The organism is Nocardia concava NBRC 100430, from assembly GCF_000308815.1.
GTDB classification, from domain to species: domain Bacteria; phylum Actinomycetota; class Actinomycetes; order Mycobacteriales; family Mycobacteriaceae; genus Nocardia; species Nocardia concava.
The window spans coordinates 1-26923 of record NZ_BAFX01000118.1; the positions used below are offsets into that span (position 1 = coordinate 1).

At 66.3% G+C, this 26923-nt stretch carries 26 protein-coding genes and 1 pseudogene; 16 read left to right on the plus strand and 11 right to left on the minus strand.

Annotated features, from left to right (window positions below):
* A partial coding sequence (locus tag ON43_RS27340) for an MTB12 C-terminal domain-containing protein (protein WP_040812046.1) occupies positions 1-219 on the plus strand: 219 nt, incomplete at its 5' end.
* Between the two features lies 1 nt (position 220).
* Positions 221-1771 (plus strand): MFS transporter, encoded by a 1551-nt coding sequence (locus ON43_RS27345; protein ID WP_063712637.1) that lies wholly within the window; start codon positions 221-223, stop codon positions 1769-1771.
* A 45-nt stretch (positions 1772-1816) separates the two neighbouring features.
* On the opposite strand, the gene ON43_RS27350 is transcribed toward ON43_RS27345, so the two are convergent.
* Positions 1817-2461: a TetR/AcrR family transcriptional regulator gene (locus ON43_RS27350; protein WP_051179338.1), complete on the minus strand. Its 645-nt coding sequence runs from the start codon at positions 2459-2461 to the stop codon at positions 1817-1819.
* A 69-nt stretch (positions 2462-2530) separates the two neighbouring features.
* Here ON43_RS27350 and ON43_RS27355 point away from each other — a divergent pair, with 69 nt between their 5' ends.
* From ON43_RS27355 to ON43_RS27370, 4 genes are all read left to right on the plus strand, one after another.
* The gene (locus ON43_RS27355) at positions 2531-4051 is read left to right on the plus strand and encodes a flavin-containing monooxygenase (protein ID WP_040812047.1); all 1521 of its coding nucleotides are present in this window, start codon (positions 2531-2533) and stop codon (positions 4049-4051) included.
* Between the two features lie 33 nt (positions 4052-4084).
* Entirely contained in the window at positions 4085-4915 is an 831-nt protein-coding gene (locus tag ON43_RS27360) for an SDR family NAD(P)-dependent oxidoreductase (protein WP_040812048.1), read from the plus strand.
* A gap of 31 nt (positions 4916-4946) precedes the next feature.
* On the plus strand, positions 4947-5861 hold the full coding sequence (locus ON43_RS27365; protein ID WP_040812049.1) for an alpha/beta hydrolase: 915 nt from the start codon (positions 4947-4949) through the stop codon (positions 5859-5861).
* A gap of 112 nt (positions 5862-5973) precedes the next feature.
* Positions 5974-7767 (plus strand): AMP-dependent synthetase/ligase, encoded by a 1794-nt coding sequence (locus ON43_RS27370; RefSeq protein ID WP_040812050.1) that lies wholly within the window; start codon positions 5974-5976, stop codon positions 7765-7767.
* Between the two features lie 72 nt (positions 7768-7839).
* Here the strand turns inward: ON43_RS27370 and ON43_RS27375 are convergent, their stop codons facing one another.
* From ON43_RS27375 to ON43_RS27390, 4 genes are all read right to left on the minus strand, one after another.
* The gene (locus ON43_RS27375) at positions 7840-9024 is read right to left on the minus strand and encodes a Cmx/CmrA family chloramphenicol efflux MFS transporter (RefSeq protein WP_245568772.1); all 1185 of its coding nucleotides are present in this window, start codon (positions 9022-9024) and stop codon (positions 7840-7842) included.
* Positions 9025-9119: 95 nt separating this feature from the next.
* Positions 9120-9692 (minus strand): TetR/AcrR family transcriptional regulator, encoded by a 573-nt coding sequence (locus ON43_RS27380; protein ID WP_040812052.1) that lies wholly within the window; start codon positions 9690-9692, stop codon positions 9120-9122.
* 247 nt (positions 9693-9939) lie between these two features.
* Positions 9940-10383: a type II toxin-antitoxin system VapC family toxin gene (locus ON43_RS27385; protein WP_051179339.1), complete on the minus strand. Its 444-nt coding sequence runs from the start codon at positions 10381-10383 to the stop codon at positions 9940-9942.
* The gene (locus tag ON43_RS27390; protein WP_040812053.1) at positions 10380-10610 is read right to left on the minus strand and encodes a ribbon-helix-helix domain-containing protein; all 231 of its coding nucleotides are present in this window, start codon (positions 10608-10610) and stop codon (positions 10380-10382) included. The genes ON43_RS27385 and ON43_RS27390 overlap by 4 nt, the downstream gene beginning before the upstream one ends.
* Positions 10611-11055: 445 nt before the next feature.
* Here ON43_RS27390 and ON43_RS27395 point away from each other — a divergent pair, with 445 nt between their 5' ends.
* Positions 11056-12090: a replication-relaxation family protein gene (locus tag ON43_RS27395; RefSeq protein ID WP_245568773.1), complete on the plus strand. Its 1035-nt coding sequence runs from the start codon at positions 11056-11058 to the stop codon at positions 12088-12090.
* A 317-nt stretch (positions 12091-12407) separates the two neighbouring features.
* Positions 12408-13169 (plus strand): SDR family oxidoreductase, encoded by a 762-nt coding sequence (locus ON43_RS27400; RefSeq protein ID WP_051179340.1) that lies wholly within the window; start codon positions 12408-12410, stop codon positions 13167-13169.
* Positions 13170-13268: 99 nt separating this feature from the next.
* On the opposite strand, the gene ON43_RS27405 is transcribed toward ON43_RS27400, so the two are convergent.
* Positions 13269-13892, minus strand: a complete 624-nt coding sequence (locus ON43_RS27405; RefSeq protein ID WP_051179343.1) for a winged helix-turn-helix transcriptional regulator — start codon at positions 13890-13892, stop codon at positions 13269-13271.
* Between the two features lie 81 nt (positions 13893-13973).
* Between ON43_RS27405 and ON43_RS27410 the strand changes: the two genes are divergently transcribed.
* Positions 13974-14852: an alpha/beta fold hydrolase gene (locus ON43_RS27410; RefSeq protein WP_040812056.1), complete on the plus strand. Its 879-nt coding sequence runs from the start codon at positions 13974-13976 to the stop codon at positions 14850-14852.
* Positions 14853-14888: 36 nt separating this feature from the next.
* Here the strand turns inward: ON43_RS27410 and ON43_RS43940 are convergent.
* Together ON43_RS43940 and ON43_RS27415 are read right to left on the minus strand one after the other, a co-directional pair.
* Positions 14889-15258: pseudogene (locus tag ON43_RS43940) on the minus strand (VOC family protein).
* A 51-nt stretch (positions 15259-15309) separates the two neighbouring features.
* A complete protein-coding gene (locus ON43_RS27415; protein WP_040812057.1) occupies positions 15310-16521 on the minus strand; it encodes a helix-turn-helix domain-containing protein in 1212 nt (403 codons plus the stop codon).
* A 161-nt stretch (positions 16522-16682) separates the two neighbouring features.
* Here ON43_RS27415 and ON43_RS27420 point away from each other — a divergent pair, with 161 nt between their 5' ends.
* On the plus strand, positions 16683-16874 hold the full coding sequence (locus ON43_RS27420; RefSeq protein WP_040812058.1) for a hypothetical protein: 192 nt from the start codon (positions 16683-16685) through the stop codon (positions 16872-16874).
* A gap of 2 nt (positions 16875-16876) precedes the next feature.
* A complete protein-coding gene (locus tag ON43_RS27425) occupies positions 16877-17209 on the plus strand; it encodes a hypothetical protein (protein ID WP_040812060.1) in 333 nt (110 codons plus the stop codon).
* Here ON43_RS27425 and ON43_RS27430 read toward each other — a convergent pair.
* Positions 17190-17438, minus strand: a complete 249-nt coding sequence (locus ON43_RS27430) for a hypothetical protein (RefSeq protein WP_040812062.1) — start codon at positions 17436-17438, stop codon at positions 17190-17192. The genes ON43_RS27425 and ON43_RS27430 overlap by 20 nt on opposite strands.
* 479 nt (positions 17439-17917) lie before the next feature.
* On the opposite strand from ON43_RS27430, the gene ON43_RS27435 reads away from it, so the two are divergent.
* Complete coding sequence (locus tag ON43_RS27435) at positions 17918-18139, plus strand: hypothetical protein (RefSeq protein WP_040812063.1); 222 nt, start codon at positions 17918-17920, stop codon at positions 18137-18139.
* Between the two features lie 170 nt (positions 18140-18309).
* On the plus strand, positions 18310-19947 hold the full coding sequence (locus ON43_RS27440; protein ID WP_040812065.1) for a recombinase family protein: 1638 nt from the start codon (positions 18310-18312) through the stop codon (positions 19945-19947).
* 53 nt (positions 19948-20000) lie between these two features.
* Here ON43_RS27440 and ON43_RS27445 read toward each other — a convergent pair whose 3' ends face one another.
* Together ON43_RS27445 and ON43_RS27450 are read right to left on the minus strand one after the other, a co-directional pair.
* Positions 20001-23045: a serine/threonine-protein kinase gene (locus ON43_RS27445; protein WP_040812066.1), complete on the minus strand. Its 3045-nt coding sequence runs from the start codon at positions 23043-23045 to the stop codon at positions 20001-20003.
* Positions 23046-23158: 113 nt separating this feature from the next.
* Positions 23159-24052, minus strand: coding sequence for an alpha/beta fold hydrolase (locus ON43_RS27450; RefSeq protein WP_040812067.1), 894 nt, complete (start codon positions 24050-24052; stop codon positions 23159-23161).
* An 88-nt stretch (positions 24053-24140) separates the two neighbouring features.
* Here ON43_RS27450 and ON43_RS27455 point away from each other — a divergent pair, with 88 nt between their 5' ends.
* From ON43_RS27455 to ON43_RS27465, 3 genes are all read left to right on the plus strand, one after another.
* Complete coding sequence (locus ON43_RS27455; RefSeq protein ID WP_040812069.1) at positions 24141-24701, plus strand: CGNR zinc finger domain-containing protein; 561 nt, start codon at positions 24141-24143, stop codon at positions 24699-24701.
* Between the two features lie 122 nt (positions 24702-24823).
* Entirely contained in the window at positions 24824-25252 is a 429-nt protein-coding gene (locus tag ON43_RS27460; protein ID WP_040812070.1) for a VOC family protein, read from the plus strand.
* A gap of 76 nt (positions 25253-25328) precedes the next feature.
* Positions 25329-26855 (plus strand): molybdopterin-dependent oxidoreductase, encoded by a 1527-nt coding sequence (locus ON43_RS27465; protein WP_306304985.1) that lies wholly within the window; start codon positions 25329-25331, stop codon positions 26853-26855.
* Positions 26856-26923 lie beyond the last annotated feature (68 nt).

Here is a 26923-nt window from a genome sequence, read left to right on the forward strand (position 1 = left end):
GTCTCGAGCGTGAAGGCCGTCGGCACGGACAAGGCCGACGTGGTGTTCACGGTCTCGCTCAATGGCACACCCGCACTGCAGGATCAGCCGGGCGGCGCGGTGCTGGCCGCCGGTGCCTGGAAGGTCGCGGCCGCCACCTTCTGCAACCTGCTCTCGCTCGAGACGCAGGGCAAACCGCCTGCGCCCTGCACGACCGGTTCGGTCGTACCCACCAGCTGACATGCGCGAGCTCGGGACGGCGGCGCGCCCGCGCGTCGCCCTGGCCACCGTGACGGCCGTGCTGTTCGTGACCTTCCTGGACACCACGGTCGTCAGTGTCACCCTCGGTGACATCCAGTCGGATCTGCACGCGGGCGTGGTCTCGCTGCAATGGGTGGTGAACGCGTACACGCTGGTCTTCGCCAGCCTCATGCTGACCGCCGGATCGCTCGGGGACCGGTGGGGGAGAAAGCGTGTCATGATCGCGGGCCTGGCGGTGTTCGCGGCCGGATCGGTGCTGTCGGCGCTCGCGCCCACGGTGGCGGTGCTCATCGCGGGCCGCGCGGTCATGGGCTTGGGTGCGGCGGCCTCGGAACCCGGCACCCTGTCGGTCATCCGGCACGTGTTCCCCGATCGCGCGGAACGCGCTCGCGCACTGGGTGCTTGGGCCGCGGTATCCGGTTTGGCCCTGGCGCTGGGACCGGTGCTCGGCGGCGTACTGGTCGGGGCATTCGGCTGGCGTTCGGTGTTCTGGTTCAACCTGGCGGTCGCCGCGCTGGTGCTGGCGGCCGCGCTGCGGTACGTGCCGGAATCCGCTGACCCGCAACCCGGTCCGGTCGATCTGGCCGGATTCGTCACGGGCTCGGCGTTTCTCGGCTGCGTGATCTACGCGGGCATCGCGGGGGAGGAGTCCGGCTACGGCGCGGCCGCGGTGATCACACTGTTCGTGCTTGGCGGCTGCGCCTTCGCGGCCTTCGTGGCCATCGAAACGCGGGCCCGAAACCCCATGTTCGACTTCCACTATCTGAAGCGCCCAATGGTGCGCAGCGCCCTGATCGTCGCCTTCGCCGTCTACTTCGGCATCTTCTCCATCTTCTTCTTCACCGCCCTGTATCTCCAAGAGGTGGTGGGCTATTCGGGCTGGCGCACCGCGGAAGTCTTCGCCCCCATGGCCATCGCCATCATCGCCGGCGCGCTGTACGCGGGCTACTGGGTGGCGCGGCGCGGCTCGCGCACCCCGATGATCACAGGCTGCGTCCTCGGCGCGGCCGGAATTCTCCTGACTCGCCAAATGCTGAGCGTGTCACCGGAATTCGGTCCGCTGGCGCTCGCCCTGACCCTGGCCGGACTGGGTTTCGGCATTGCCGTGGTCCCTCTCACCTCGGCGGTCCTGTCCGGTGTCCCGCCCGAACACTCCGGCATGGCCGCCGCCGCGACCAACACCATGCGCCAGGTCGGCGCGGTCGTCGGGGTGGCAGCCCTGGGCTCCCTGGTGAATTCGTTCCTCAACTCCGATCTCACCGACCGCCTGAACCAACTCGGCATCCCCGCCAACTTCCAGGCGATAGTCATCGACGCGATAGAAACCGGCAAGGTCCCCAACGGCGGCGACCCCTCCGCCTCCGCCGCCTACGGCCCCATCGTCAGCGACGTCATCAACGCCACCTACGCCGCCTTCCACCGCGGCCTCGATGTCGCCCTGGAGGTTTCGGCGATCATGATCCTGCTGGCCGCCGTGATCACCGCCGTCACCTCCCGCGGCGATCACTCCGGCTATGAGTACGAGACCTAGCCGGTGGTTCGCCCGAGGGCGCGGTCATTCTCGCCCGAGGCTCGGTCATTGCTGAAGGGCGGCAGCCAGATCCGCGTTCAATGCCAGCGCGGGTAGCGAGGTCACCAGCATGTCGACGAGTTCTTCGCGGGTGATGGGTTCTTCGCGGAGCCAGGTCAGGGTGGTTTCTTCGACGAAGGCGATCCAGCCTCGGACGGCGAGGCGCAGGCGGGGGCGGTCCGGATCGTCGGCGGGGAGGGGGGCTTCGCCGAGGATGCGGTCGACGAGGGCCATGCGGGTGGCGTTGACCAGGGTGACCAGTTCGGGGCTGGCGCTGGCGGGGCCACGGAGCAGGGCCAGGTAGGAGGTGCGGTTGTCGGTGACGTAGTCGATGTAGCGCTCGACGGCGTCGCGGAGCATGTCGAACATCGACAGCGTCGGGTCGGGCGTGGTGCGTTCCAGCAGCGTGGCATTGGCGTGCTGGATGATCGCGAGGTGGAAGTCCTGCTTGGTGGGGAAGTAGTGGAACAGCAGCCCTCGCGAGATGCCCGCCTGCTCGGCGATCTCCCCGATCGAGATGTCCTCGAGCGCGCGTTCGCGCAGCATGCGCGTGCCCAGTGTGATCAACTGCTCGCGGCGTTCGGCGGGACTCAGGCGCACGCGCTTGACCCGGGTTTCCGGTGTGCTGCTCACGGCGCGCTCCTTGGTCATGAGTCCAACCTTACTGAACGCGAGTCAATACTGTTGACTCCCGCTCAATAAGACCCTACTCTCGCGTATATGAGTCGCAAGGTTACAGACAAAGCTGTCGGCAACCGGGAAGCCCGGCACGCACACGTGATCATCGTCGGCAGCGGGTTCTCCGGCCTGGGCCTGGCCATTCGCCTGAGCCAGCAGGGCCGCACCGACTTCCTCGTGCTCGAGCGCGGCAAGGACGTGGGCGGCACCTGGCGCGACAACACCTACCCGGGCGCGGCCTGCGATGTGCCCTCGCAGCTGTACTCGTACTCCTTCGCGCTGAACCCGGAATGGTCGCGCTCGTTCTCCAAGCAGCCGGAGATCCAGCGCTACATCCAGGGCGTCGCCGACAAGTACAAGGTGCGCGACAAGCACGTCTTCGACTGCGAGATGACCGGCGCGCAGTGGAACGCCGCCGAAGCCCGCTGGGAGATCCAGACCAGCCAGGGGCCGTTCACCGCGGACATCCTGGTCTCCGCGGTCGGCGCGCTGTGCGAGCCGAACCTGCCGGATATCAAGGGCATCAACGACTTCCAGGGCGAGATCTTCCACTCCGCTCGCTGGAACCACGACTCCGATCTGACCGGTAAGCGCGTCGCCGTCATCGGCACCGGCGCCTCCGCCATTCAGATCGTCCCCAATATCGCCGCCAAGGTCGCGCACCTGGATGTCTACCAGCGCACCGCGCCCTGGCTGCTGCCGCGTGTGGACCGCGAGTACCTGGCCCCGGAGAAGTTCGCGCTCAAGCACATTCCCGCGCTGCGGGCGCTGTATCGCGCGGGCATCTACGCCGCGCGAGAGACCCAGGTGGTCGGCCTGGCCAAGTTCCCGCCCGCCATGCTCGGCCTCGAGGCCATCGCCCGCGCCAAGCTCTTCGCCGAGGTGCGCGATCCGGAGCTGCGCCGCAAGGTCACCCCGAACTTCCGCATCGGCTGCAAGCGCATGCTCATCTCCAACGAGTACTACCCGGCGCTGAGCCGCGACAATGTCGACGTCGTCACCGACGGCATCAAGGAGATCCGCGCCAACTCCGTCGTCACCAAGGACGGCGTCGAGCGCGAGGTCGACGCGATCATCGTCGCCACCGGCTTCCACGTCACCGACTCGCCGGTCTACGACACCGTAGCCGGACGCGATGGCCGTACCCTGGCAGAGGTTTTCGACGCCATCGGCCAGCAGGGCTACAAGGGCTCGGCCATCCACAACTACCCGAATATGTTCTTCATGCTGGGCCCGAACGTGGGCCTGGGCCACACCTCGATGGTGTTCATGATCGAATCGCAGATCAACTACGTCGCCGACGCCGTCGAACAGTTCGACAAGCTGGGCCTGCGCACCGTCGAGGTGCGCAAGGACGTGCAGGACGAGTTCAATAGCGAACTGCAGCGCAAGCTGCGGGGCGCGGTGTGGAGCACCGGCGGCTGCGCCTCCTGGTACCTCGACAAGCACGGCAACAACACCACGCTGTGGCCGGACTTCACCTTCCGGTTCCGTAGTCTGCTGGAGCATTTCGATGTCTCGGCCTACGACACGACCACCGAGCCTGTCGCACAGGCCGTCTAGTTTCCCGAACCCACACAACCGAAAGCGGTAATCGTGAGCAACGATGCTTACTTCAAGGACAAGGTCTGCGTGATCACCGGTGCGGGTTCCGGCATCGGCCGCGCACTGGCGGAGAACCTGGCCGGGCGCGGCGCGCACCTGGCGCTGTCCGACATCGACGTCGAGGGCCTCGCCGAAACGGTCAAGCGCTGCGAGAAGTTCGGCGTGAAGATCAAGTCCGATCGCCTGAACGTCGCCGAGCGCGAGTCGGTGCTGCTCTACGCCGATGAGGTGAAGAAGCACTTCGGCAAGGTCAACCAGATCTACAACAACGCCGGCATCGCGCACCACGGCAATGTGCTCGAGACGTCCTTCAAGGACGTCGAGCGCATCATGGACGTCGACTTCTGGGGCGTCGTCAACGGCACCAAGGCATTCCTGCCGTACCTCATCGAGTCCGGTTCCGGGCACGTCGTGAACATCTCCAGCCTCTTCGGCCTGATCGCCGTCCCCGGCCAGAGTGCTTACAACGCAGCCAAGTTCGCGGTGCGCGGCTTCACCGAGGCGCTGCGCCAGGAAATGCTGATGAGCGGTCAGCCGGTCAAGGTCACCTGCGTGCACCCGGGCGGTATCAAGACCGCCGTGGCCCGCAACGCCACCGTCGCCGAGGGCCTCAACCAGAAGAACCTGGCCGCCCTGTTCGACTCCAAGCTGGCCATGCACACCCCGGAGATGGCCGCGCAGACCATCACCGAGGCCGTGCGCAAGGGTCACGGCCGGGTGCTCATCGGCTGGGAGGCCAAGGCCCTGGATCTGTTCGTGCGCACCACCGCCTCGTACTACCAGCGGATCTCCGCGGTGGTGCAGAAGCGAATCATGCCGTAGACAACTGAAAACTGCTGAAGGACACCCGGTCATGCCCGATGTGACACTGCCGCTGCCCCTCGTCCGTGCCGCATTGAATCCGGTCTTCCGGGTCATGCTGCATCACCGGCTCCCGTTCGGTGTCCAACGGGCACTGATGGATTGGGGATCGGTGGCGCAGCGCGCGCCACGCGGCACCCATGTCGAGCGGGTGCGCCTGGGCGGCCGTCCCGCCGAACGCGTGACGGTGGGCCCGGTCTCGGACTCCGCCACCGTGCTGTACCTGCACGGTGGCGGCTACACCGTCGGCTCGCCGGTCACGCACCGCGCGCTGGCGGGCTATCTGGCCCGCGAAACCGGTTGCGCCGTCCAGGTTCTGGACTACCGGCTGGCTCCCGAACACCCGTTCCCGGCGGCGCTCGAGGACGCCGAGGCGGCGTTCCTGGACCTGGTGGCCGCCGGGTACCGGCCCGAACGCATTGCGGTGGCCGGTGATTCGGCCGGTGGCGGGCTCTCGCTCGCCCTGGCCGAACGGCTGCGGGACCGGCACGGCATGACTCCGGCCGCACTCGGGCTGATCGCGCCGTGGGCCGACCCCAACGAGGTGCCCACCCGCGACCGCGATCTGGTCATCAACAAGCCGTGGTCGCGCGCCTGCGCCGCAGCCTATCTCGGCGGCGGCGACGGCTCCGACACCGGCTACGCGCCGATGCTCGGCCAGTTGGGCGGACTGCCGCCGACCTACATCCAGGCGGATGTGGACGAGCTGCTGCACGACCAGTGCACGCGGCTGGTCGCGCAACTGCGTGCGGCGGGTGTCGCCACCGAGTTCACCGAGACCCGCGGTCTGTGGCATGTCTCTCAATTGCAGGCGGGTCTGGCCGCCCCTGCGGCCGCGGTCACGGCCGAACTCGGGCAGTTCCTCCGGCAGGCCCTGCGACCAGCCCAAAGCCGGTCAATAGGATAGGGAAAAGACACAACACCGGACGGCCCGAGAACCGGTTCGGACGGTCCGCGGGTAGTTATCTGTGAGCGTGGCGTAAATTACCCGCGAGTAAACCCACTGTGGAAGGGCAGCGATGCGAGAGTTCGAAGTCCCGGCTACCTACACCATTCCGGAAACCGCCAATATGTCAGACGGCGCCTTCCGGCATGCGGAGCAGACGCCCGATCTGGTCGTCTTCAACACTCCGAACGGTAAGGGCGGCTGGAACGACGTCACGGCGACCGAATTCGCCAAGGCCGTCACCGACGTTGCCAAGGGCCTCATCGCCTCCGGGATCGAACTCGGTGACCGCGTCGCCATCATGGCCGCCACCAGCTACGAGTGGGTCGTGCTGGACTTCGCCATCTGGGCCGCCGGCGGCTGCACCGTCGCCATCTTCGACAGCTCCTCCGCCGAGCAGGTGCGCTGGATCCTGTCCGACTCCGGCACCAAGCTGATCGTCGTCCAGAACGACAAGCACCGTGCCACCGTCGCGGAAATCGAAGGCGGACTGGGCGATCTGAAGGAGACCCTGCAGATCGACAAGGGCGCGGTCGCCGAGCTGATCGCCCGCGGCAAGGACCTCGACGACGCGGTCGTGCACGAGCGTCGCGCCCAGGTGCTGGCCGCCTCCCCGGCGACGCTCATCTACACCTCCGGCACCACGGGCCGCCCCAAGGGCGTCATGCTCTCGCACGCCAACCTGTACGCCGAGTCGGCCGCCGACCGCTCCGCCATGAGCGAGTTCCTGCGCCCCGGCCGCAAGTCGCTGCTGTTCCTGCCGCTGGCCCACGTCTTCGCCCGCGCCGTCGCGCTGGCCGCGTTCGACGCCGGCGTCACCGTCGCCCACACCGCCGACTGGTCCACGCTGGTCGAGCAGTTCGGCGCGTACAAGCCGAACTTCATCCTCTCGGTGCCGCGCGTGTTCGAGAAGGTGTTCAACGGCGCCAAGCAGAAGGCGCACGACGGCGGCAAGGGCAAGATCTTCGACTACGCCACCGAGATCGCCATCGCCTACAGCCAGGCGCAGGAGAAGAGCGGGCCGAACATCCTGCTCAAGGCCCAGCACATGCTGTTCGACAAGCTGGTGTACAGCAAGCTGCGCGAGGCCATGGGCGGTCAGTGCGAGTCGGCCGTTTCCGGTGGCGGACCGCTGGGTTCGCGCCTGGGCCACTACTTCCGCGGCGCCGGCGTCACCATCTACGAGGGCTACGGCCTCACCGAATCCACCGCCGCCGTCAGCGTGAACACCCCGCGCTTCATCAAGGTCGGCTCGGTCGGCCGCCCGCTGCCCGGCCACGGCGCCAAGGTCGCCGAGGACGGCGAGCTGCTGATCCGCGGCCCGGTCGTGTTCTCCGGCTACTGGAAGAACGAGGAAGCCACCAAGGACGCCTTCGACGCCGACGGCTGGTTCAAGACCGGCGACCTCGGCGCCATCGACGACAGCGGCTTCATCTCCATCACCGGCCGCAAGAAGGAAATCCTGGTCACCGCGGGCGGCAAGAACGTCTCCCCGACCATGCTCGAGGACTCCCTGCGCCAGCACCCGCTGATCAGCCAGGTCATGGTCGTCGGCGACGGCCAGCCGTTCATCGGCGCGCTGGTCACCCTCGACCAGGATGCGCTGCCGGGCTGGTTGGAGCGCAACGGAATCGGCGCCGACACCCCCATCGAGCACGTCATCGAGAACCCGGCCCTGGTCGCCGAGATCAATGACGCGGTCGCCGCCACCAACAAGCTCGTCTCGCATGCCGAGGCGATCAAGAAGATCCGCATCCTCCCGATCGACTGGACCGAGGAGGGCGGCGAACTCACCCCGAAGATGTCGCTCAAGCGCGCCGTGGTGATGAAGAAGTACGCGTCTGATGTAGACGCGATCTACTCCTAGTCGGACCTGAAAAAGGCGCTGCCGGTGGAACTTCCACCGGCAGCGCCTTTTTCATGCTTCGAAGGCTTGCGGTCAGCCGCCGATCTCGGCGAGCGCGCGCGAGTTGCGCGACGGAGTGTCGCTCTTCGGCCGCAGGGCTTGCGACCACGCGACCAATCCCAGTGCGGCCGCACCGAGCAGCGCGCCGATCCACGCGACCGACTGATAGCCCATGCCCGCGCCGATGGCCAGGCCGCCAAGCCAGGGGCCCGCGGTGATGCCGACATTGAACGACGCGACATTGCCCGCCGCACCTAGTGTGGACGCGGCCGGGGCGAGCGTGAACACCCGGCTGTTCAGGACCGGGTTGGTGCCGAATCCGAAGGCGCCCAACAGGAATACCAGGATTGCGACCGGGGCGATGTGCGTGGCGGTGAGCGCCAGCAGCACCGAAGTGATGATCACGCCCGAAATCCCCACCAGGAGAGTGCGAATCGGGTGGGCGTCGGCGGTCCGGCCGCCCACGGCGATGCCCAGCAGGCTGCCCGCACCGTAGACCCCCAGCACGACCGGCACCCATGCCTCGGCCAGTCCGGTGGTGTCGGTGAGGAGCGCGCCGAGGTAGCCGAAGGTGACCAGCAACGCGGCGGTCGCCAGCATGGTGGTGCCGAACAGCAGCCAAACCGGTCCGGTCGCCAAGGCGCGCAACTCTTCTCGAATCCGGGGTACGCTGGTCGAACGCGCATCGGGCACCTTGGCGAGCACCCCGATCATCGCGGCGATCGACATCAGGGCCACGGTCCAGAACGCGCCCCGCCACCCCAGATGCTGACCGATGAAGGTGCCGGCGGGCAGCCCGATAATGGTGGCCACCGTCAGCCCGCCCGCGACAATGCTCATGGCGCGCCCGCGCGCCGTCTCCGGCACCAGCCCGATCGCGGTGGCCGCACCCACCGACCAGAAGCCCGCGTAGACGAACGCCCCGACCACCCGGGTCGCGAACAGCACCCAATAGTCCGAGGTCAGGGCCGCGATCACGTGCGTCGCCGCGAATACCGCGAGAAAGGCGAGCAGCGCCGTCCGCCGCGACCAGCGCTGGGTGACCACGGCCAGAATGGGCGCACCGAGCAGCATGCCGATGGCGAAGGCTGAAATCAGCAGTCCCGCTTGCGGAATGGAGACACCGAGATCACCGGCGATATCCGTGAGCAGTCCGGCCAGCATGAGTTCCGAGGTGCCCTGGGCGAAGATGGCCACGCCCAGGATATAGACGGCCATTGGCATGGCAGCCCCTCCTTCATCGTTTTGGATCGTTCAGTTCAAAACTCGGACATATGAAAAGAGCAGTGGCACAGCAGTGTTCGGTCAGAACCTCACAGGCAACTCAGGGCCGTATTCGCGATGGCTTCAAGCGTCTCCTTGCTCGCCCCGCCACGCGCGGCGACCCGCATCCCGCCGATCGTGGCGATCACGAAGTGCGCGAGTTCACCTGCATCCCTGCGCTTGTCGATATCCCCATCCCGCTGCCCAGCGGAAATCGCCGCGGTAAGCGCACTCAACCGCCGCTCCTGATCAACCCGCAGCAGCCGCGCAACCTCCTCATCACGCGGCCCCATCTCAACGGTCGCATTGACCACCAAACACCCCAACGGATCCTCCTCAGGCGCCTCGATCACCTGCCACAACAGCGCCCGCACCTTCTCCTTGGCCGGACCCGAACCATCCAGAACCGCAAAGGTACCCGCGTTCTTATCGGCCATATACCGCCGCAGGGCCCGCTCGAACAAATCCTTCTTACTACTGAAGGTGTTGTAGATACTGCTCCGCCCCAACCCGGTCGCCTCGCAGAGGTCTTGCGTCGAGGTGCCTTCATACCCAGCAACCCAAAACGCCCGCATCGCCGCATCCACCGCGCGCTCCTCATCGAACTGCTTAGGCCGTGCCATGCCACCAACCGTAACACGTTTTGAAACGATCAGTCCAAAACGTGGTGGCGTCCCGATCGATCCAACGAACCAGCCGCAGCTATCGCGGCAAATCAACCAGCAGGTCAGCGACGAATCAACCAGCTACGTAGCGGCGAATCGACCACCTGCGGAGCAAAAGCGTCAGTGCACGCGGTCTTCCGAGGACGTCGAGATGAAGCGGCAGATCGCACACACATCCTCCGCCCCGAGCTCGATCACGAGCGGCTCAGTCGCCCTGGAGCAAGAGCCGGAACGACGGATGAGCGGGCGTCAGCGGCCGGACGGCTCGAAAGTCCTTCTCGTCCAAAGTCAGTATGTCGTTGGTGAGGTAACGCTCGGCCAGCACGACAGTGACCGCATCGGCCAAGTCGAGTCGGAGGCCGCGGTATTGCTCGATGATCTTCTGTGCGACCCGGAGGTCATCGCGGTCTACCGGCGGCACAAGCACCGCACCTTCCTCGGCCGAGGTCAGCAGGTCATCGAGGACGAGATCGGCTGTGCGACGGTCCTTTCCGAATCGCGCGACCAGCAGATGATCGACCTCGTCCAACACAAGCGGCGAAACGACCGCGACCGAGGTGGCGAGGAATTCCCGGGCCCGTTCGTGCAATTCCGCGGCACGGTCGTATGCGGCGATGATGGCCGACGTGTCGGCTATGAAGAAGCTCACTCGCCGTATGCCTCGCCGAGCAAATCCTCACTGTTGGCGGCAAACCCAGGATCGCCGGAATCGAACGACGGCCAGGGCCGGGTACGGCGGACCCGGTGCGACCGCAACAACACCAGTTCGATCCCCTCACGGATCAAATCGGCTTCCGATCGTCCCGCCGCTTCGGCCGCCTCCTTGAGACGGGCAGCCTGCTCGGGATCCAGGTACACGCTCGTTTTGGCCTTCATAAACGTAGGGTACTACGTAGGGCATCCCTCGGGTTCGTGCATTACCGCCACAGGTCAATGACCTGCGGCTCTTTCATGGAGTGGAGCTGACGGACCAGCATACGAACCGCGCGGTGCTGGTCGACGGGCCGGACATGATCATCCGGGCCGTGGGTGCCCGACCGGTCGCGGGCGGTGGTGCCCGATGACCGGCCCTTCCGACCGCAGCGCTGCGTTTGGGTCGGCGGATGGTGGCGCGGGTGGGTCAGCGGCTGCTCGGCGTCCTATAACCGCCACCCCAAACGCCGAACACGGTGTCCGCATCCGCGCCGCTCACCGGCACGATCCAGGGATGGGGTCGAAATCCCGACTCAGTATCAATACTGACGGTTCATCGCGTAGGGGGCGGCGCGGCCGTGCCGTGCACCACAGTGGACATCCGGACGCGGGTCCGTGGTTCCGACTGTTGGACCGTGACCGGCGTCTTCTCTCCCTCCTGGCCGAACACAAAGTCCTCACCACCGATCAGATCGCCAGCCTGGAATTCACTTCGATCCGCCGCGCCCAGGACCGGCTGGCCAAGCTGCGCGAGATGGGCATGCTCTTCGCGTTCCGCGAGTCGCTCTACGGCGGTGGCACCACTCAAACCCGCCACGCCCTCGGATATTCCGGCGCGCGCCTGGTCGCGGCCCAGCGCGCCGAGAAGCCACCGACCCCAGCCGCCCACGCGCTGTCCCTCGAGCGGCTGGCCTGCTCCCCAACCCTCGAACATCGCCTGGGTGTCAACGGTTTCTTCGCCGCACTGGCAGCACATCGCAATCCCGCCCGCCGCTCTGGCGTCACGGCGCTGGGGGGTTTGACGCAGTGGTGGTCGGAACGCCAATGCGCCGACCAGTTCTGGACCTCCGCACTCGATCCCACCCCCATCCGCCCGGACGGGTACGGCTGCTGGGAGCACGACAGGCACACGGTGAGATTCTTCCTCGAGTACGACACCGGTACCGAAACCCTGGCCACCGTCGCCGCCAAACTCATCGACTATCAAGGCTTCCCGACCGACAGGTTCGGGATCCTGCTGTTCTCGCTGCACTCGTCCCGCCGCGAGACCGGGTTACGCACCGCCCTGCGCCGCGCGCTCGGTTACGGTGACCGGGGCTTGGAGATCGCGACCACCGCCCGCGACCTCGCCGAAGACAACGACCCGGCCGGGCCGATCTGGGCCTTGCTGACCACCGACACTAGCGACGCGGTGACCGAACGACTCCGGCTGGCCGAATTGCCCGAACGCGGTCCACACATCACCCACCACCCCAGCACCGGCCAGCCCTATAACGAAGCCGCCTTCGACCACGCCGACCCGCAAATCCGCGACCTGTTCGTCAACCGCCCGCAGTCGAGCAGCTCGTACCCGGCTCCCGACGCACGCCCTCACGACCAGGCCAGCAAGACCGACAAGAACGTTTTCATCGAGTTGGATGACCCGCCCTCGCACGAGTGGTGACGGTTTCTGCGAACGCACTCCTACTCAGCCGATTACACAAATGCCTTGAGGCCCTGCTGCTTCATGTCAATATGTCCGGGAGCATGCGGCCGGTGCCTCACGAAGAATTGTCCGAGATCTTTGAGCACAGCTTGTGCGCGAATTCTCGGCGCAGGCCGGTGGTGGGTATATCCCGGCGTGCCCGGTACGAGATGCACCTTGCTGCACGAGCGGAGCAAGGCAACGGCCGCTGGGTTGATTCGGGGACATGATCGAGGTCACAACAGCGGCGACTGCCATTGCGTAGGGCCGCCTTTCGGCGGTAGACGTTGGTACTTGTGAGTGAAATTCTGGTGACCGGGGGCACCGGTGTCCTGGGCAGACTGATCGTCCAGGAGCTGCGCGAGCAGGGGCATGAAGTGCGTGTACTTTCGCGTCGGGCGGGTGCTGGTACCCATACCGGGGACTTGACGACCGGCGAAGGCGTCGCGGCGGCACTCGACGGGGTGCGGGTCGTGGTTCACGCGGCGACTGATGCACGCAAGGTTGGACGTCCCGACCTGCGTCAGACGGAAAATCTGCTCGGTGCGGCGACCAACGTGGAGCACCTCGTGTATCCATCGATCGTCGGGATCGACCGGATCCCGTTCCGCTACTACCGGAACAAGCTGGCCTGCGAAGACCTGATCGAACGCGGCGGCATCCCGCACACCATCGCTCGGGCGACCCAGTTCCACGAGCTCATCGCCTCGGCCCTGCATACAGCTTCCCGATTGCCAATCGCGCCGCTGCCGTTGGATTTTCAGTTTCAGTCCGTCGCCGCCGTCGACGTTGCTCACCACATCGCCGTCCTGGCCCAAAACGAGCCCGTCGGCCGGGCATCCGATTTCGGCGGTCCGGAGGTCATGACTCTCGGGCAGATGCTCCAGGTCTGGCGTGCCACCCACACCCGGCCGCGGGGGCTACAGCTGCCGGTTCCGGGAAAGATCGGGCGCGGATTCCGAACAGGCGACAACACCTGCCCCAGCCGCCGCGACGGTGTCCAGACCTGGGCCCGGTATGTCGAGTCCAAGCCGCAAATCGAGTACACCAAATCCTGACTGTTCCAGTCGATTCCCGCAGACGAGATCAACTCGCCTGCGGGAATCGACGCGGACCCGGCCGCAGTTGATGGTGTGACGAGCAGCAATCCGGCTCGGTCAGGCGGCGAACACGGTGCGGACGACGGAGTCGTCACCGTCGATTTCCAGTCCTAGGGCGCGAGCGTCATTGGCGGAGAGAGCACCCGCGGCGAGTCCGAGAACGTAGGCCGGGTCGGCGCGGACGGTGGCATCGAGGCTGCGGCCGTCGTGTGGGCTGACTTCGAATCCAGTACTCGCCGAGCAGAGTTGAAAGGGTGGGCCGCCGATTTCGAGACCGATCGTCGCCGTGGGTGGATTCTCGACTCGGGCGGCGAGCAGGGCGGGGACGGCCAGGGCGAGCCATTCGGGTCGGAAGGCATCGTTGCCGGGGCCGGAGATCATCAACGGGGTCGACCAGCGGATGAGGCTTTCGATCGGCTCGCGTAGCCCGGAACCCCATGGGGTGAGGGCGTATTCGATCGTGTTGCTCGCTGTGGACAGTTGTCGTTCGAGCACACCCGAGGCTTCGAGATCGCGGAGCCGGTCTGCGAGGAGGTTGGTCGCGATGCCGGGCAGGCCGTCGATCAAGTCGCGGTAGCGGGCGGGAGCGAGGAGCAGCTGGCGCACGATGAGCAGGTTCCATCGGTCGCCGACAACTTCGAGGGATCGGGCGAGCCCGCAGTACTGGCCGTAGCTACGCATCATTTCCTTCAATCGCTTGAGAATCTCAAGTGCAGTTGAGAAGATCAACCCTACCTTGATGCCAAGCGTAGGGGGTTCACCATGGCCGAGACCACCAGCATTCGACCCGACTGGGTCGACGACACCTTGTTCCCGTTCGAAAGCCGCTTCGTCGACATCGACGGGCACACCGTGCACTACATCGACGAGGGATCGGGACCGACATTGCTGTTCCTGCACGGCAATCCGACCTGGTCATTTCTCTGGCGAGAGGTGATCGCCGCGCTGCGCGAGGACTTCCGTTGCGTCGCCCTCGACTATCCGGGCTTCGGGCTCTCGACACCGAAACCCGGCTACTGCTACCTGCCCGAGGAACACGCCGACGTGGTCACCGGGTTCGTCGATGCGCTCAGCCCGGAAGAGGTCACGCTGGTCGGGCAAGACTGGGGTGGCTTGATCGGGCTGGCGGTCACGCAACGCCGACCGGGTGTCTTCGAGCGGCTGGTGCTCGCCAATACCTGGGCCTGGCCGGTTAATGGCGACCTGCACTTCGAAGCCTTCGGCCACATCGTCGGCAACCCGGTGAGCCGGTTGCTGGTCCGGCAGTTCAACCTGCTGGTCAACGCGTTCATCCCCACCGGTCACCGCAGGCGCAAGCTCACCGAGGCCGAGATGAACCACTACCGCCGGGCGTTGGACACCGAGCAACGGCGTCAAGCTTCCGCGGTGCTACCCGGCCGGGTTCTCGCCAGCCGTGAGTTCTTCGCCGAGGTCGAGGCCAAGCTTCCCGACATCGCTCACCTCCCGACTCTGATCGTCTGGGGCGACGCCGACATCGCCTTCCGTCCCCAGGAACGCCAGCGGCTGGAAGCAACCTTCACCAATCACAAGACGGTGATCGTGGAGGGCGCTGGCACCTATGTGGAATCCGACGCGCCCGAGGAGTTCATCACCGCGATTCGTGACTGGACAAAGGCATAACGCAAACCACCAGACGCACAGGCATTTCGATCCTTGTCACAGGCCCGGTGGCAGGCACAAGCAGAAAGGATGCCCGGCAGGGTCGAGCAGAACTCGACACTTGCCGGGCGCAGGCTGGCTATCGACCAAGCGGGCACCGAGCCGAACAGCATGCCGTTGCGCCTCAACGAGATCCGACACCACAAGATCGAGATGAATCTGCTTGGGAGGGGCCTCGTCCGGCCACGACGGCAGCTGGTAGTTCGGCACCCGAATCGCTGTGAGAATCAATTGCGGCAGCTTGACGCTCACGAATTTCTCTGTGCTCGCGCACGATCGCGCCACCCAGTAGCTCAGCCCAGAAGGTTGCCAGTTCGGTCGGATCATTGCAGTCGACGGTGATCGATCCAAGGTGCGCTACAGCCACCCACAAATCCTAGAACGCGTTACAGACTCGCGGGATCCGCAACGCAAGGCGTCAGACTTCCAGTCCGAGCACCGATGCGAGTCGTTCGGCATCGGCTCGGACCGTCGCGCCGCCGCTCTCGACGAGATCGGGTACCGCGGCACGGGCGAAGAGCGAGAATCCGAACGTGTCCGGCGACTCTCGATTCGCCTTCGACAGCAGCGTCACCGTCGCGAGCGGTTCATTGCGCATGTGGTGTGCACGTGCGGTTTCGGCGGTGTGGAAGCTGCGACGGGTGGCTGAGGGCATCTTGTCCAGGTCGACCCGCGCGGCCTGTTGGATCGCGTAGCCGGAGTGCATGAGGTCGGCCTGGATGGTGATCATGTAGGCGTCGACCATCGCGCGACCGAAGATGAGCCAGGGGTGCACATAGTCGTCACCGAGTGCGCGCGCTGCCCGGTCGGCCTCGTCCCAATGGCGCAGGGCGTCGCCCTCGCGGCCGATCTTGGCGTACGACAATGCCATTGCCAGATGCAGCAGTCCCCACAGGGCGAGGTCCGGGCTTGCCTTGTCGGGGCTCAGTAGTGCGCACATCTGGTTCGCCAATGCGACGCGCGCTTCGTGTTCCTCGCCCGCGTCGCGGTAGACGTGATTGACGTACCAGGCCGCGGCGGCCATCGCGTGCGGGTCGTCGGCGTCCTGGGCGGCGGTCATGGCGCGGTCACCGGACATCAGGACCAGGGCGGCGGGCGGTTGGAACGACAGATACAGCTGGGTGAGGTGGTAGACCTGCGCCAGCAGCGCCTGCACCCGACGGCGGTCCTTTCCATCGAGCTGCCGCACCGCAACACGGGTGTCGCACAACAGATTCGGCAGCAAGGTCGCCACGGCCGAACGCTGGTGGGCCGCACCATGCCACAGCACCCACGCCTGCTGCACGCGCGCGGCGAGCGCCTCGGGCGACAGGTCGGCGTTCTCGCTGCTGGGCGTGACCGGATACGAGGCAAGTGTCTCGGTGACTTTGGGCAGGGCGGGGTGGGTCGCCTTCGCGTAGACCGAGCGGGCCAGGGGCTGTTCGCCGGTGAGTTGGGTCAGGTCGTTGAGGTCGAGGATTTCGGCCAGGCGGATGAGCATGGGCAGACGCGGCAGTTTCAGGCGGCCGGTCTCGAGGGATTTGACCCAGCTGCCCGAGCGGCCGGCGAGTTCGCCGAGCATCGGGCGGGTCATGCCTGCTTGGCGACGCAGGCGCATCAATCGGGTCCCGAATTCGTTGTCTTGCACCATGGCGATATCTCCGCACGGACCACAACGGCATAGGGGGACAGTTTGTGCCCCTGGTCAATTGTGGCACGTGTCACGGTCATGATGCACCGGCCGCCGGGATCAGAATCCCCTGGGGCCGGGTGCACTCCAGAACCGTTCCAGAGACCAGGAGCACACCCGACATGACGATCATCCTCGTCGCCACACTGATTCCGCTACTGCTGTTCATCGCCGCCGTCCTCGGCCGCGTCGCCGACGGCGGCGTCACCGACAACGCACGGCACATGAAGCCGCGGCTGACCGTCGCCGACATTCAGGCCAGACTCGCCGCCGAGCCACCACACACCTACGTCCCGATCAGCCGAGGGTGGTGACCATGGGCCTGCTGCCCTCCGCTGTGGGGTTCCTGCGCAGTGACATCTCGGGGCTCAACCAGCCCCGCGATGAGCTGCGAATCCTCGCCGCCGCCAAGCGAACTGGTCACGACCTGCGGAAAACAATTGTGTTCAGCGAACATACCGAAGATCGCGTCCACCGCCTGCGAGTGGCCATCGCCCGCCTGGACGTCGATACCGTAATCGTGCCCAGCACCGAGCATTTCGACGACCACACGATCCCCGAGGAACTGCTCGAGGTCGCCACCGTCATCACCGTGTCACCCGGGAACACCTGGGCCCGGATCCCTCGCCTCACGAGTGAGGCACCGTGATGTCTACCGAAAGCGTGACAGCACTGCTGAACGGGACCGGCCCGCCGGGTGGCTGCAATATCACGACGGGTCCTGGGCACCAGTCGGGTACGACGGCAGGGTCGGCCCCGCGATCACCGTAGACGACCTGCTCGCGGTCGCGCACGAAGATCTGGCTGCACTCGAGGAAGTCGGACTGATCACCGAGGTAATCGACGTCGAACCGCTCGAGGTCATCGATTTCGAACACCAGAATCCGAGCGGAAGCGCACGCAGCATCCAACTCGCTTGGGATCGCGGAGTAACAACGGACCGTGCTCAGTGGCGGGATCGAGGTGGTCGGCCGAGGTCATCGGTATCAACTGAGTAGAGCAGCAGGCGTAGCGAGCCACGCCCGACGACGACCGGCGTGGGCGCGTTTCGCGCACCGCCGCGGCCATACCGAAAGCACCCCAGGGCAAGACAAATGCCCCTGGGGTGCGCTCTTGTGGCACACCGATCGTTATCGAACCGTTTCGCACTGACATGTCGAAATCGGGGCCCTTCTCGGCAGTTAACAGGCGCGCCAAACCCATATACAGGACCCAGCGGATCTCGTGATTGATGCCGAACTTTGACCGCGGAACACGGAATTGCATCAATTCCGGTCCCGGACGCGGATAAACGCGGGTTCCGCTGCCAGTACAGGGTGACGCCACTCCTAACGCCGAACATCCCATAGGAGCCTCGATGGAACGCGCCGAACCCGGAAAGCGCACCCTGACCGGTACCGAACCCGCCAAGCTGCGCACCCGCGACCGTGTCCACCAGCGCTGGCACATCGAACGAATCGACACCGAACCGCTCACCACCACCCAACACGACACCGCCGTCACCCTCCTCGCCGACCTCATCACCGCATGGACCCACCGCCACCACCCCGACAACGACGACGAACGGAACGCCGCATGAAACGCTCCGACCGAAATACCCGCCACACCAATACATTCGAAGACCGATCGAGGGACAATAGACCCGGGGATATACCAGACCGAATCCAGAACGCGAATTCTGGTTCACCACAGGTTGTTTCAGACATCGGATTTTGCGTGCAGCTTGTATCGATGGGAAGGACCGGCAGCATGGCAGGCACCAAGAAGTCCTCAACTCTGCGTACCTCCACCGACATTGCCGCATGGGAACAGGACGTGCGGGTAGGGGCCTACACCCGCCGCTCGACCACCGAGGACAACCAGCCCTACTCCATCGAAGCCCAGAACGCTCGCCTGGATTCCTATATCGATTCTCAACCCGGCTGGCGACGCACCGCCAGCTTCACCGACGATGCCTCCGGTGCCAGCACTGAACGGCCAGGTCTGCAACGTGCCCTGCAAGCTGCCCGCGCCGGGGTCATCGACGTGCTCGTGGTCTACCGAGTCGACCGCTTCTCCCGCAACCTGCGCGACCTGGTCACCCTGCTCGACGAGCTGGACCGGGCCAAGGTCGTGTTCCGCTCCGCCACCGAACCATTCGACACCTCCACCCCCATGGGGCGCATGCTGGTGCAGATGCTGGGCATGTTCGCCCAATTCGAACGCGACACCATCATCGACCGCGTCATCGCGGGCATGGAACGCAAAGCCGCCAAAGGCAAATGGAAGGGCGGCAAACGGCCCTACGGCTACCGGGTCGACAGAGCTACCCAAACCCTCGTCGTTGACGAGGCCGAAGCCGTGGTCGTGCGCATGATCTTCGACCTCTACGCCTGCCGCCGTCTTGGTGCCCGTGCCGTCGCCGCGGAATTGAACGCTCGTGGACATCGTGCCAGCACCGGCCGAGAGTGGTCCGGGCATCACGTGCTGCGCATCCTCAACAGCCGGATCTATCTCGGTGAGTTGACCTTCCGCGACACCACCGTCACCGATACTCACCCCGCCATCATCGACACCGACATCTTCGACCGTGCCCAAGCCGTCCTCGAGGCACGCGGGGAATCCCATGCCCACCGCGCCGCCAACTCCTCGGACTACCTCCTCACCGGCCGCCTGCGTTGCCCGCGCTGCGGGCGCGCCATGATCGGCACCCGCGCCACCGGACGTTCTCGCACCTACCGCTACTACACCTGTTTCAACCGCGCCCGCTACGACAGCGACAAATGCGACTTCACCCGACTCGACGCCGACTCCGTCGACGCCGCCGTCCTCGAAGCCCTGGGCAAGTTCTACCGCACCCAACACGACCTGATCAGCCAAGCCATCACCGCACAACGACGAAACCACCGAGACGCCAGCAGCGACACCTGCGCCGAATTGGCCACCGTCTCCGCCGAACTCGCCAAGACCCAGCAGGCGATCGACCGCTATCTGAACGCCTTCGAAAACGGCACCCTCGACCCCGAACTCCTCGCCCGACGATTGAGCGAATTACGCACCAAGACAACCCAGCTCACCACCCGCCGCGACCAACTCACCGCCACATTGGCCAACGAACCCACAGCCCCGGAACCCGCCGCGCTGGATGGCATCGCCGACCACATCGCGGAAATCATCGCCACCGGCACCCGCACCCAGGCCAAAGCCCTCATCGAGACCCTCGTCGCTCAAGTCGCCATCACCGGTCCCGATCGCTTGGTCCCCACCTTCCGCATCCCCCAACCCGGAAACGACATTGGGGCTGGTACCGCTTCTGCGGTACCAGCCCCAATGGAGTCGGTTCGTGCAATGACACGATTGGTGGAGCTGAGGGGAATCGAACCCGTACCTGCTCGGTCAGGCTGGTGAGGTGGTCGCTGGCGATTTCGAGGGTCGCGGCGATCGAGCAGTGTTGCGGACCCTCAGAGGAAATCGAGGGCTTGGCTGATGGCGGTGGAGCCGGTGTGGGTGGGGCGGAGGGCGCCGCCGATGGCGTAGACGGTGTGGCCGACTGCTAGGACCGTCAGTCCGTGGCGGCCTGTGGGTAGGGTCGGTAGCTGCGACCATGTGCCGGCGGCGATGTCGAAGGCTTCTACGACGTCGAGTACCTGGGTTGGGGCTTCTCCGCCGACCGCGACGATCCGGCCGTCGATGAGGGTGGCGCCCAGACCTCCGCGCGGGGTGGGCATGTCGGGTAGTTTCGTCCAGGTTCCGGTTGCGGGGTCGAAGCGTTCGAAGGTCGCGAAGTTCTTGTCGGAGGTGATGTTTCGGCCGCCGACGGCGAAGAAGTACGTTCCGTCGGAGACCGCGGCCAGGTGATCGCGGGGTGTGGGGATGTCGGCGGCGGTTATCCAGCGCGTACCGTCGAATACTTCGGTGGACCGCAACAGTTTTCCGTTCGCCAGCCCGCCCGTGACCACGATCTTGTCGCCCACGACGGCCGCGGCACCGGCCGCACGGGGCTCGTGCAGAGGCGGCAGGTCCACCCATTTGCCGTTGCGCAGGACCAACACTCGGTCCGACGGCCGCGCGATCATATTCGAGGTCGCGCCCTCGGGTACCCCGCCACCCAGCACCACCAGTTCGCCCCGGTATGCGACGGCCATCGCGTGATTGAGGGGAATCGGCAAGTCGGGGGCCGATTTCCAGGTGTCGATCGCCGGATCGTAGCCCGCTACCTTCCCGGTCGCGAGGCCGTCTTTGTCCAAACCGCCGAATACCCATATCGTCCCGTCCACCGTCGTCGCCGCCGACTGCTGCCGGGCGATCGGGGCGTCCACGACGGTGCGCCAGGCCACCGCGGGCTGCGTCTTGCGCGGCGCCAGCCGCAGGGCCTCGTTGGTGGCGCTGGACTCGGCGCGGGTCGGCCTGGCCGCACCGTCGATCGCGTACACGGTGTTGCCGACCGCGGCCACCGCCAAGCCGTGCCGGGGCGTGCGCAATGCGGGTAGTTGCGACCAGGTCCCGGCGGCGACGTCGTAGGCCTCGACCGCCGACAGCACACGCGTGGGCTCCTCGCCGCCTACCGCCACGATCCGCCCGTCGACGAATGTGGCGCCCAGACCCCCGCGCGGGGTGGGCATGTCGGGCAGCCTGGTCCAGGTTCCGGTGGCGGGGTCGAAGCGTTCGCACGCCGCGAAGTTCTTGTCGGGCGACAGATTCCGCCCCCCGATCGCATAGACGTACTTCCCGTCCGACACGGCCGCCAGGTGATCGCGGGGAGTCGGCAGATCCGCCACGGTGGTCCAAGAGGTGCCATCGAACACCTCGGTGGTGGGCACCAGCGCGTTGTCGGCCTGCCCGCCGGTGACGACGATCTTGTTCCCCACTACGGCCGCGGCGCCCGCCGCCCGTGGTCGGATCAGGTGCGGGAGTTCGACCCATTTACCGGCACGCATGGCCATCACCCGATCGGAAGCCGTGGCGTCGAGCTTTCCCCCGGAGGCCACCCAACCACCCAGGACGACCGGCTCATCGTTGTAGGTGACCGCCATCGGATGATTGACCGCGATGGGGAGGTCGGGGCCTGCTTTCCAGGTGTCGATGGCAGGGTCGTAACCCTCCTGCCGAGCGGACGCACCGTCGTTGTCCAAACCTCCGAATATCCAGATCGTGCCGTCCGCCATCGTGCTCGCCGTTTGCTGGCGCGCGGTCGGTGCATCCGTCAACGGCCGCCATGCCGCTGCCGCGTCGACCGTCGGCGCGCCGGCGCGACCCGGAGTTCGGTTCCCGGTGTCGGTCTGTCGTGACAGCAGGTAGCCACCGGTGGCGACCACGGCCACCAGGATCACGGCGATCAGCGCGATCCACGTCATGCGGCGACGGCGTTTCCCAGACGTCCGACGCTGCGGCTCGGAGGTCGGCGGCAACGGCGGCCCGGATACCGGCGGGAGCGGCGGCCCGAAGGGGCGCGGCTGCGGGTGGATCTGGCCGGGCAGGCTGACGTGTCGTTGTTCCCGAGGAGTATTCCGGTCCGGGTAACCGGAATCCCAATGACCCGGAATCGGCTGTCCCACAGGCGACTCCGGCCGATGTTGCCGGGGCGATTCGGAATTCTCCTCGATTTCGACCGTCAGGGCCATGCGGTCGACCGGCAGACCGTTCGCGCGTTGGGCGGCCTGGAGTTCGCGCCCGAGTTCGGCGGCAGAGGGCTGCCGTTGCGTCGGGTCGACCGCCATCGCGCGTTCGATCGCGGAACAGACATTGTCCGGAATTCCCTGCGAGCGCAGATCGGGGATCGGCTGGGTGCCGATGCGCAGGAACTGCGCGGCGATCTCCTCACCTGATTTGCGTTCGAACGCCGCCCGACCGGAGATGAGCGCGAACAGGGCCGCACCCAGGCCGTATACGTCCGATCGGGGGGTCGGCGGGTCGCCCGCGATGACTTCAGGGGCGGTATACGCGAACGATCCGGTGAACCCACCGGTAGCGGTTTCGTAGCCGCCGGCAATGTGGGCGATCCCGAAATCGGTCAACTGCGGCTCGCCGTAGTCGGTGAGCAGAATATTGGCGGGTTTGATGTCCCGATGCAGCGTGCCGGCGCGATGCGCGGTCTCCAAAGCCCCGGACAACTTCACACCGATGCTGATGACCTCGGGCCACGGGAGCGGCCCCTCGCGGCGCAGCCGAGCTGCCAGCGAATCGCGGCGATGATATTGCATCACGATGAACGGTCGGCCGTTCCGGGTAACGCCGACCTCCAGGATGTTGACGATGTTCGGGTGCCCCGACAGCCCACCCATCGCATAGCCCTCGCGCAGGAAGCGCTCGCGGTTCTCGGGGTCGAGGTCGGAGGACAGCACCTTGACCGCGACGATGCGCCCGAGGGCGCGCTGCCGGCATCGGTACACGACACCGAAACCGCCGCGGCCCACGATGGTGGCGTCCTCGAAGCCGGCCGCATCGAACTCTTCGACGATTGCCGGATTGGCTGCCGCCTGGGTTTCTTCTGGATCGGCGTCAGCCATCGGAGCCCTACTTTCTCCGCCCTTGTCGCCGCCTCCGGACCTCGCCGACCTAACCCACGTCCAGCAATGGCGGCCATCTCTCTATTCAGTTAGCGTCCCGCGCCCGGAATTCGTTATCCAATTCTCGGGCGAAACGCACGACGGGGGAGGCGGTCGAGGAAATCGGCTATGAGGGGAGCGATTTCGGGGAGGTGGGTTTCCAGGGCGAAGTGGCCCGTGTCGAAGAGGTGGAGTTCGGCTTCGGGGAGGTCTGACAGGTAGGCGTGGGCGCCTGGTTCGGGGAAGAACATGTCGTTCGCGCCCCAGGTGATGAGGGTGGGGGGAGTGTGGGCGCGGAGCCAGGATTGCCACTCGGGGTAGCGGGCTACGTTGGATTTGTAGTCGAAGGCGAGGGAGAGTTGAGCCTCGGTGCGGCCGGGGAGGTCCAGGTAGTGCTGGTCCAGGATCCAGGCGGTGGGGTCGAGCAGGGCTGGATCGGGGACGCCGGTTTCGTATTGGCTGCGGGTGCCTTCGAGGGTGAGGAGGCCACGGACGATGGCCTCATCGCCCTCGTGGTCGGGGGTCAGCGCTACGAAACCCTTTGCGGCTTCGGATAATCCGGCCTCATAGGCGTTGCCGTTCTGGATCACCAGGCCCGCGATCCATTCCGGGTGGCGAGCGGCCAGGCGGAAGCCGACGGGCGCGCCGAAGTCGAAGAGGTACATGGCGAAACGGGTGAGGCCCAGCTGTTGGACGAAACCCTCGGTGATGTCGGCCAGGCGGTCGAAGGTGTAGTCGAAATCCGCAGGGGCGGTGGTGTTTCCGAAGCCGGGGTAATCGGGGGCGATCAGGCGGTAGCGGGTGCCGAGGGCGTCGATGAGGCGGCGGAACTGGTGCGAGGCGGTGGGGAAGCCGTGCAGTAGCAACAGGACCGGTGCGTCGGCACGGGTGGGGACGGATTCGCGGTAGAAGACATCGACACCGTCGACCTCGAGGTGGCGGTGCTCGACCCGGGGAAGTTCGCTCATGGCTCCACATGCTTTCTGGCGGCGATTATGCGTTAGTTTTACCTCGAAGCGTTCTAACGTGTCAATGGGGTGTTGTAGCATTAGATTTGTGGCTGATCCCGAACTTCTGATCGGTGAACCCCTCGCGCTGGACCTCGTCAATACCCGGCCCGTCGGCGTCGATCTGCTGAAAAGTCCTGCACAACTGGCAGATTGGCTGCGACTGGAGGCCGACCGGCTACCCGAACCGCCGCCGCGTCAACTGACCGAAGGTGATCTGGCCGCCATCCGTGCCGTGCGGGAGCACACCGCCGCGGCCCTGGACGCCCTGCTGCACGACCGCCGTCCCCCGAACTCCGCGCTGCGTGGGCTCGCCGACGTCCAGGCTGCCGCCCCCGCCATCCGCCGCCTGGACTGGACCAGCGGCGAACTCGCCGAAACCGTTGCCCGCCTGGGTGATCCGGGCGCGCGGCTGGCCGCCCACCTGGCCGACTCCGCCGTCACGCTGCTCACCGATCCCGCCGTCGGCCGCATCCGGCAGTGCGGCGCTCAGGACTGCGTCATGCTCTTCCTGCCCGCCCATCCCCGCCGCCAGTGGTGCTCACCCGAGCGCTGCGGCAACCGAGTTCGCGTGGCGCGCTACTACCAGCGGCACAAGTCAACCGACTGAATCACGGTATTTCCGGCATATCGGCCGAAATTTTCGCGCGACGGCCGATGATTTTCGTGCGGCCCCCGCGTCCTAGCTTCCGGGTGCCGCCGCACCCGCCGACTACCGATCGAGGAGTAACCATGCCCGCAGTGAACCCGTACCTGCTGTTCAACGGCAATGCCGGAGAGGCTGTCGACTTCTATCAGTCCGTCTTCGGCATCGAGCCGATCATCACCCGCTTCCGCGATATGGGCGAAACGCCCGCGGATATGCCCGAGGACGTGCTGAACCGGGTCGCCAATGCCCAGTTGCCGCTGAGCGACACCAATATCCTCATGCTCTCCGACTGCCCGCCCGGCACCGAGATCGACAACTCCAAGCCCGCCTTCACCGTCCAGCTCGAGACCGATTCCGCCGAGGAGGCCGAGCGTCTCTTCAACGCGCTCGCCGTAGACGGCAAGGTCGAAATGGCGTTCGGCCCCGTCCAGTGGGCCGAGGCGTTCGGCATGCTCACCGACAAGTTCTCGGTGCCGTGGATGGTCAACTACACCGGCAACGCCCAGATGTGATGGCCCGCGGCCACGTCACTGTTCCGTAATCGTTCGCGCCGGTTCGCGGGCCGACCCGCGCAGTAGGGTCGGTTTCGTGGCCGATCGTGGAATGCGGATTGCCGGGGGAATTGTCGCCGGTGGCGTCGCGCTCGGCGTGGCGGAATTGGTGTCGGTGCTGGTCAGCCCGGACAGCACGCCGTTGCAGGCGGTCGGCGGGTGGATCGTCGACCATACGCCGGACGGGTTCCGCGAGTGGGTGATCGGGCTGGTCGGGACGAACGACAAACTGCTGCTGTTCATTTCGATGGGTGTCGTCGCCGTCGTGCTCGCGGGTGTCGCCGGTGTGATCGAGCGGGAGCGGCGGCCGCTGGGCTCGGTGCTGTTCGCGGCGTTCGGGCTGCTGGCCACCCTAGCCGCGCTGGGGCGGCCGAACTCGGCCTGGACCTGGGCGCTCCCGTCGATCCTCGGCGTGTGGGCCGGAATCATGGTGCTGCGCAGCATGATTCGGCGGATTACCGCACTCGATGAGGTGGCCCCGGAGGACATTCCGACCGAGCGGCGGCAGGTGCTCCGCGGGCTCGCCATCGCCGGAGCCGCCGCGTTGGTCGGCGGGGCGGCCGGGCGGCTCATCGGATTGCGGTCGCGCGATGTGTCGGGCGAGCGCGCCGATGTACAGCTGCCGACGCCGACCGGGCCGGAGCTGTCGGTCGAACCCGGTGCGGAGCTCAACATTCCGGGTCTCACGCCGTATCTCACGAAGAACGCCGACTTCTACCGTATCGACACCGCCCTCACCGTCCCGCAGGTCAGCAAGGATGACTGGTCGCTGCGCATCCACGGCATGGTCGATCGCGAAATCCGTTTGAGCTACGCCGATCTCGCGACCAAGACGCCCATCGAGCGACTGGTCACGCTGGCGTGCGTCTCCAACCCGGTCGGCGGGGACCTGATCAGCAACGCCCGCTGGCTCGGCTACCGGCTCGACGAGATCATCGCCGCCGCCGGACCGCATCCGGACGCGGACATGGTGCTCTCCCGCAGCATCGACGGCTTCACCGCGGGCAGCCCGCTGGCCGTGCTCATGGACGGCCGCGACGCCATGCTGGCCGTCGGCATGAACGGCGAACCGCTGCCCACCGCGCACGGCTATCCCGCCCGGCTGGTGGTGCCCGGGCTGTACGGGTACGTGTCGGCCACCAAGTGGGTGACCGAGCTGGAGATCACCAGATTCGATCGCGCCGAGGCGTTCTGGACCAAGCGCGGCTGGTCCGCCAAGGGCCCGATCAAGACCGAGTGCCGCATCGACACACCCCGCGCGCACGGCACCTTCCCGCCCGGCAAGCTCACCGTCGCCGGGGTGGCCTGGGCGCAGCACCGCGGCATCAAGGGCGTGGAAGTCCGTATCGACCAGGGGGATTGGCAGCCCGCGCGGCTCGCGACGGCCCCGTCCATCGACACCTGGGTGCAGTGGGCCTTCGACTGGGACGCGTCCGGCAGCGGCATCCATACGATCTGGGCCCGCGCCACCGACGGCACCGGGGAGACCCAAACCGACAAGCAGCAGGAAGTCGTCCCCGATGGCGCGACCGGATATCCCTCGCTCACCGTGCGAATAAGCTGACCTCCCCGTCATTCCGGCGCGCTTTTGGCCGGAATCCACCACATTGGTGTGGATCCCGGCCAAGAGCA

Bases quoted from the DNA above. Each gene is read 5' to 3' on its own strand.
- ON43_RS27345 (WP_063712637.1), top strand. From the start codon at position 221: ATGCGCGAGCTCGGGACGGCGGCGCGCCCGCGCGTCGCCCTGGCCACC.
- ON43_RS27350 (WP_051179338.1), bottom strand. From the start codon at position 2,461: ATGACCAAGGAGCGCGCCGTGAGCAGCACACCGGAAACCCGGGTCAAG.
- ON43_RS27355 (WP_040812047.1), top strand. From the start codon at position 2,531: ATGAGTCGCAAGGTTACAGACAAAGCTGTCGGCAACCGGGAAGCCCGG.
- ON43_RS27365 (WP_040812049.1), top strand. From the start codon at position 4,947: ATGCCCGATGTGACACTGCCGCTGCCCCTCGTCCGTGCCGCATTGAAT.
- ON43_RS27370 (WP_040812050.1), top strand. From the start codon at position 5,974: ATGCGAGAGTTCGAAGTCCCGGCTACCTACACCATTCCGGAAACCGCC.
- ON43_RS27375 (WP_245568772.1), bottom strand. From the start codon at position 9,024: ATGGCCGTCTATATCCTGGGCGTGGCCATCTTCGCCCAGGGCACCTCG.
- ON43_RS27380 (WP_040812052.1), bottom strand. From the start codon at position 9,692: ATGGCACGGCCTAAGCAGTTCGATGAGGAGCGCGCGGTGGATGCGGCG.
- ON43_RS27390 (WP_040812053.1), bottom strand. From the start codon at position 10,610: ATGAAGGCCAAAACGAGCGTGTACCTGGATCCCGAGCAGGCTGCCCGT.
- ON43_RS27405 (WP_051179343.1), bottom strand. From the start codon at position 13,892: ATGCGTAGCTACGGCCAGTACTGCGGGCTCGCCCGATCCCTCGAAGTT.
- ON43_RS27410 (WP_040812056.1), top strand. From the start codon at position 13,974: ATGGCCGAGACCACCAGCATTCGACCCGACTGGGTCGACGACACCTTG.
- ON43_RS27415 (WP_040812057.1), bottom strand. From the start codon at position 16,521: ATGGTGCAAGACAACGAATTCGGGACCCGATTGATGCGCCTGCGTCGC.
- ON43_RS27420 (WP_040812058.1), top strand. From the start codon at position 16,683: ATGACGATCATCCTCGTCGCCACACTGATTCCGCTACTGCTGTTCATC.
- ON43_RS27425 (WP_040812060.1), top strand. From the start codon at position 16,877: ATGGGCCTGCTGCCCTCCGCTGTGGGGTTCCTGCGCAGTGACATCTCG.
- ON43_RS27435 (WP_040812063.1), top strand. From the start codon at position 17,918: ATGGAACGCGCCGAACCCGGAAAGCGCACCCTGACCGGTACCGAACCC.
- ON43_RS27440 (WP_040812065.1), top strand. From the start codon at position 18,310: ATGGCAGGCACCAAGAAGTCCTCAACTCTGCGTACCTCCACCGACATT.
- ON43_RS27445 (WP_040812066.1), bottom strand. From the start codon at position 23,045: ATGGCTGACGCCGATCCAGAAGAAACCCAGGCGGCAGCCAATCCGGCA.
- ON43_RS27450 (WP_040812067.1), bottom strand. From the start codon at position 24,052: ATGAGCGAACTTCCCCGGGTCGAGCACCGCCACCTCGAGGTCGACGGT.
- ON43_RS27460 (WP_040812070.1), top strand. From the start codon at position 24,824: ATGCCCGCAGTGAACCCGTACCTGCTGTTCAACGGCAATGCCGGAGAG.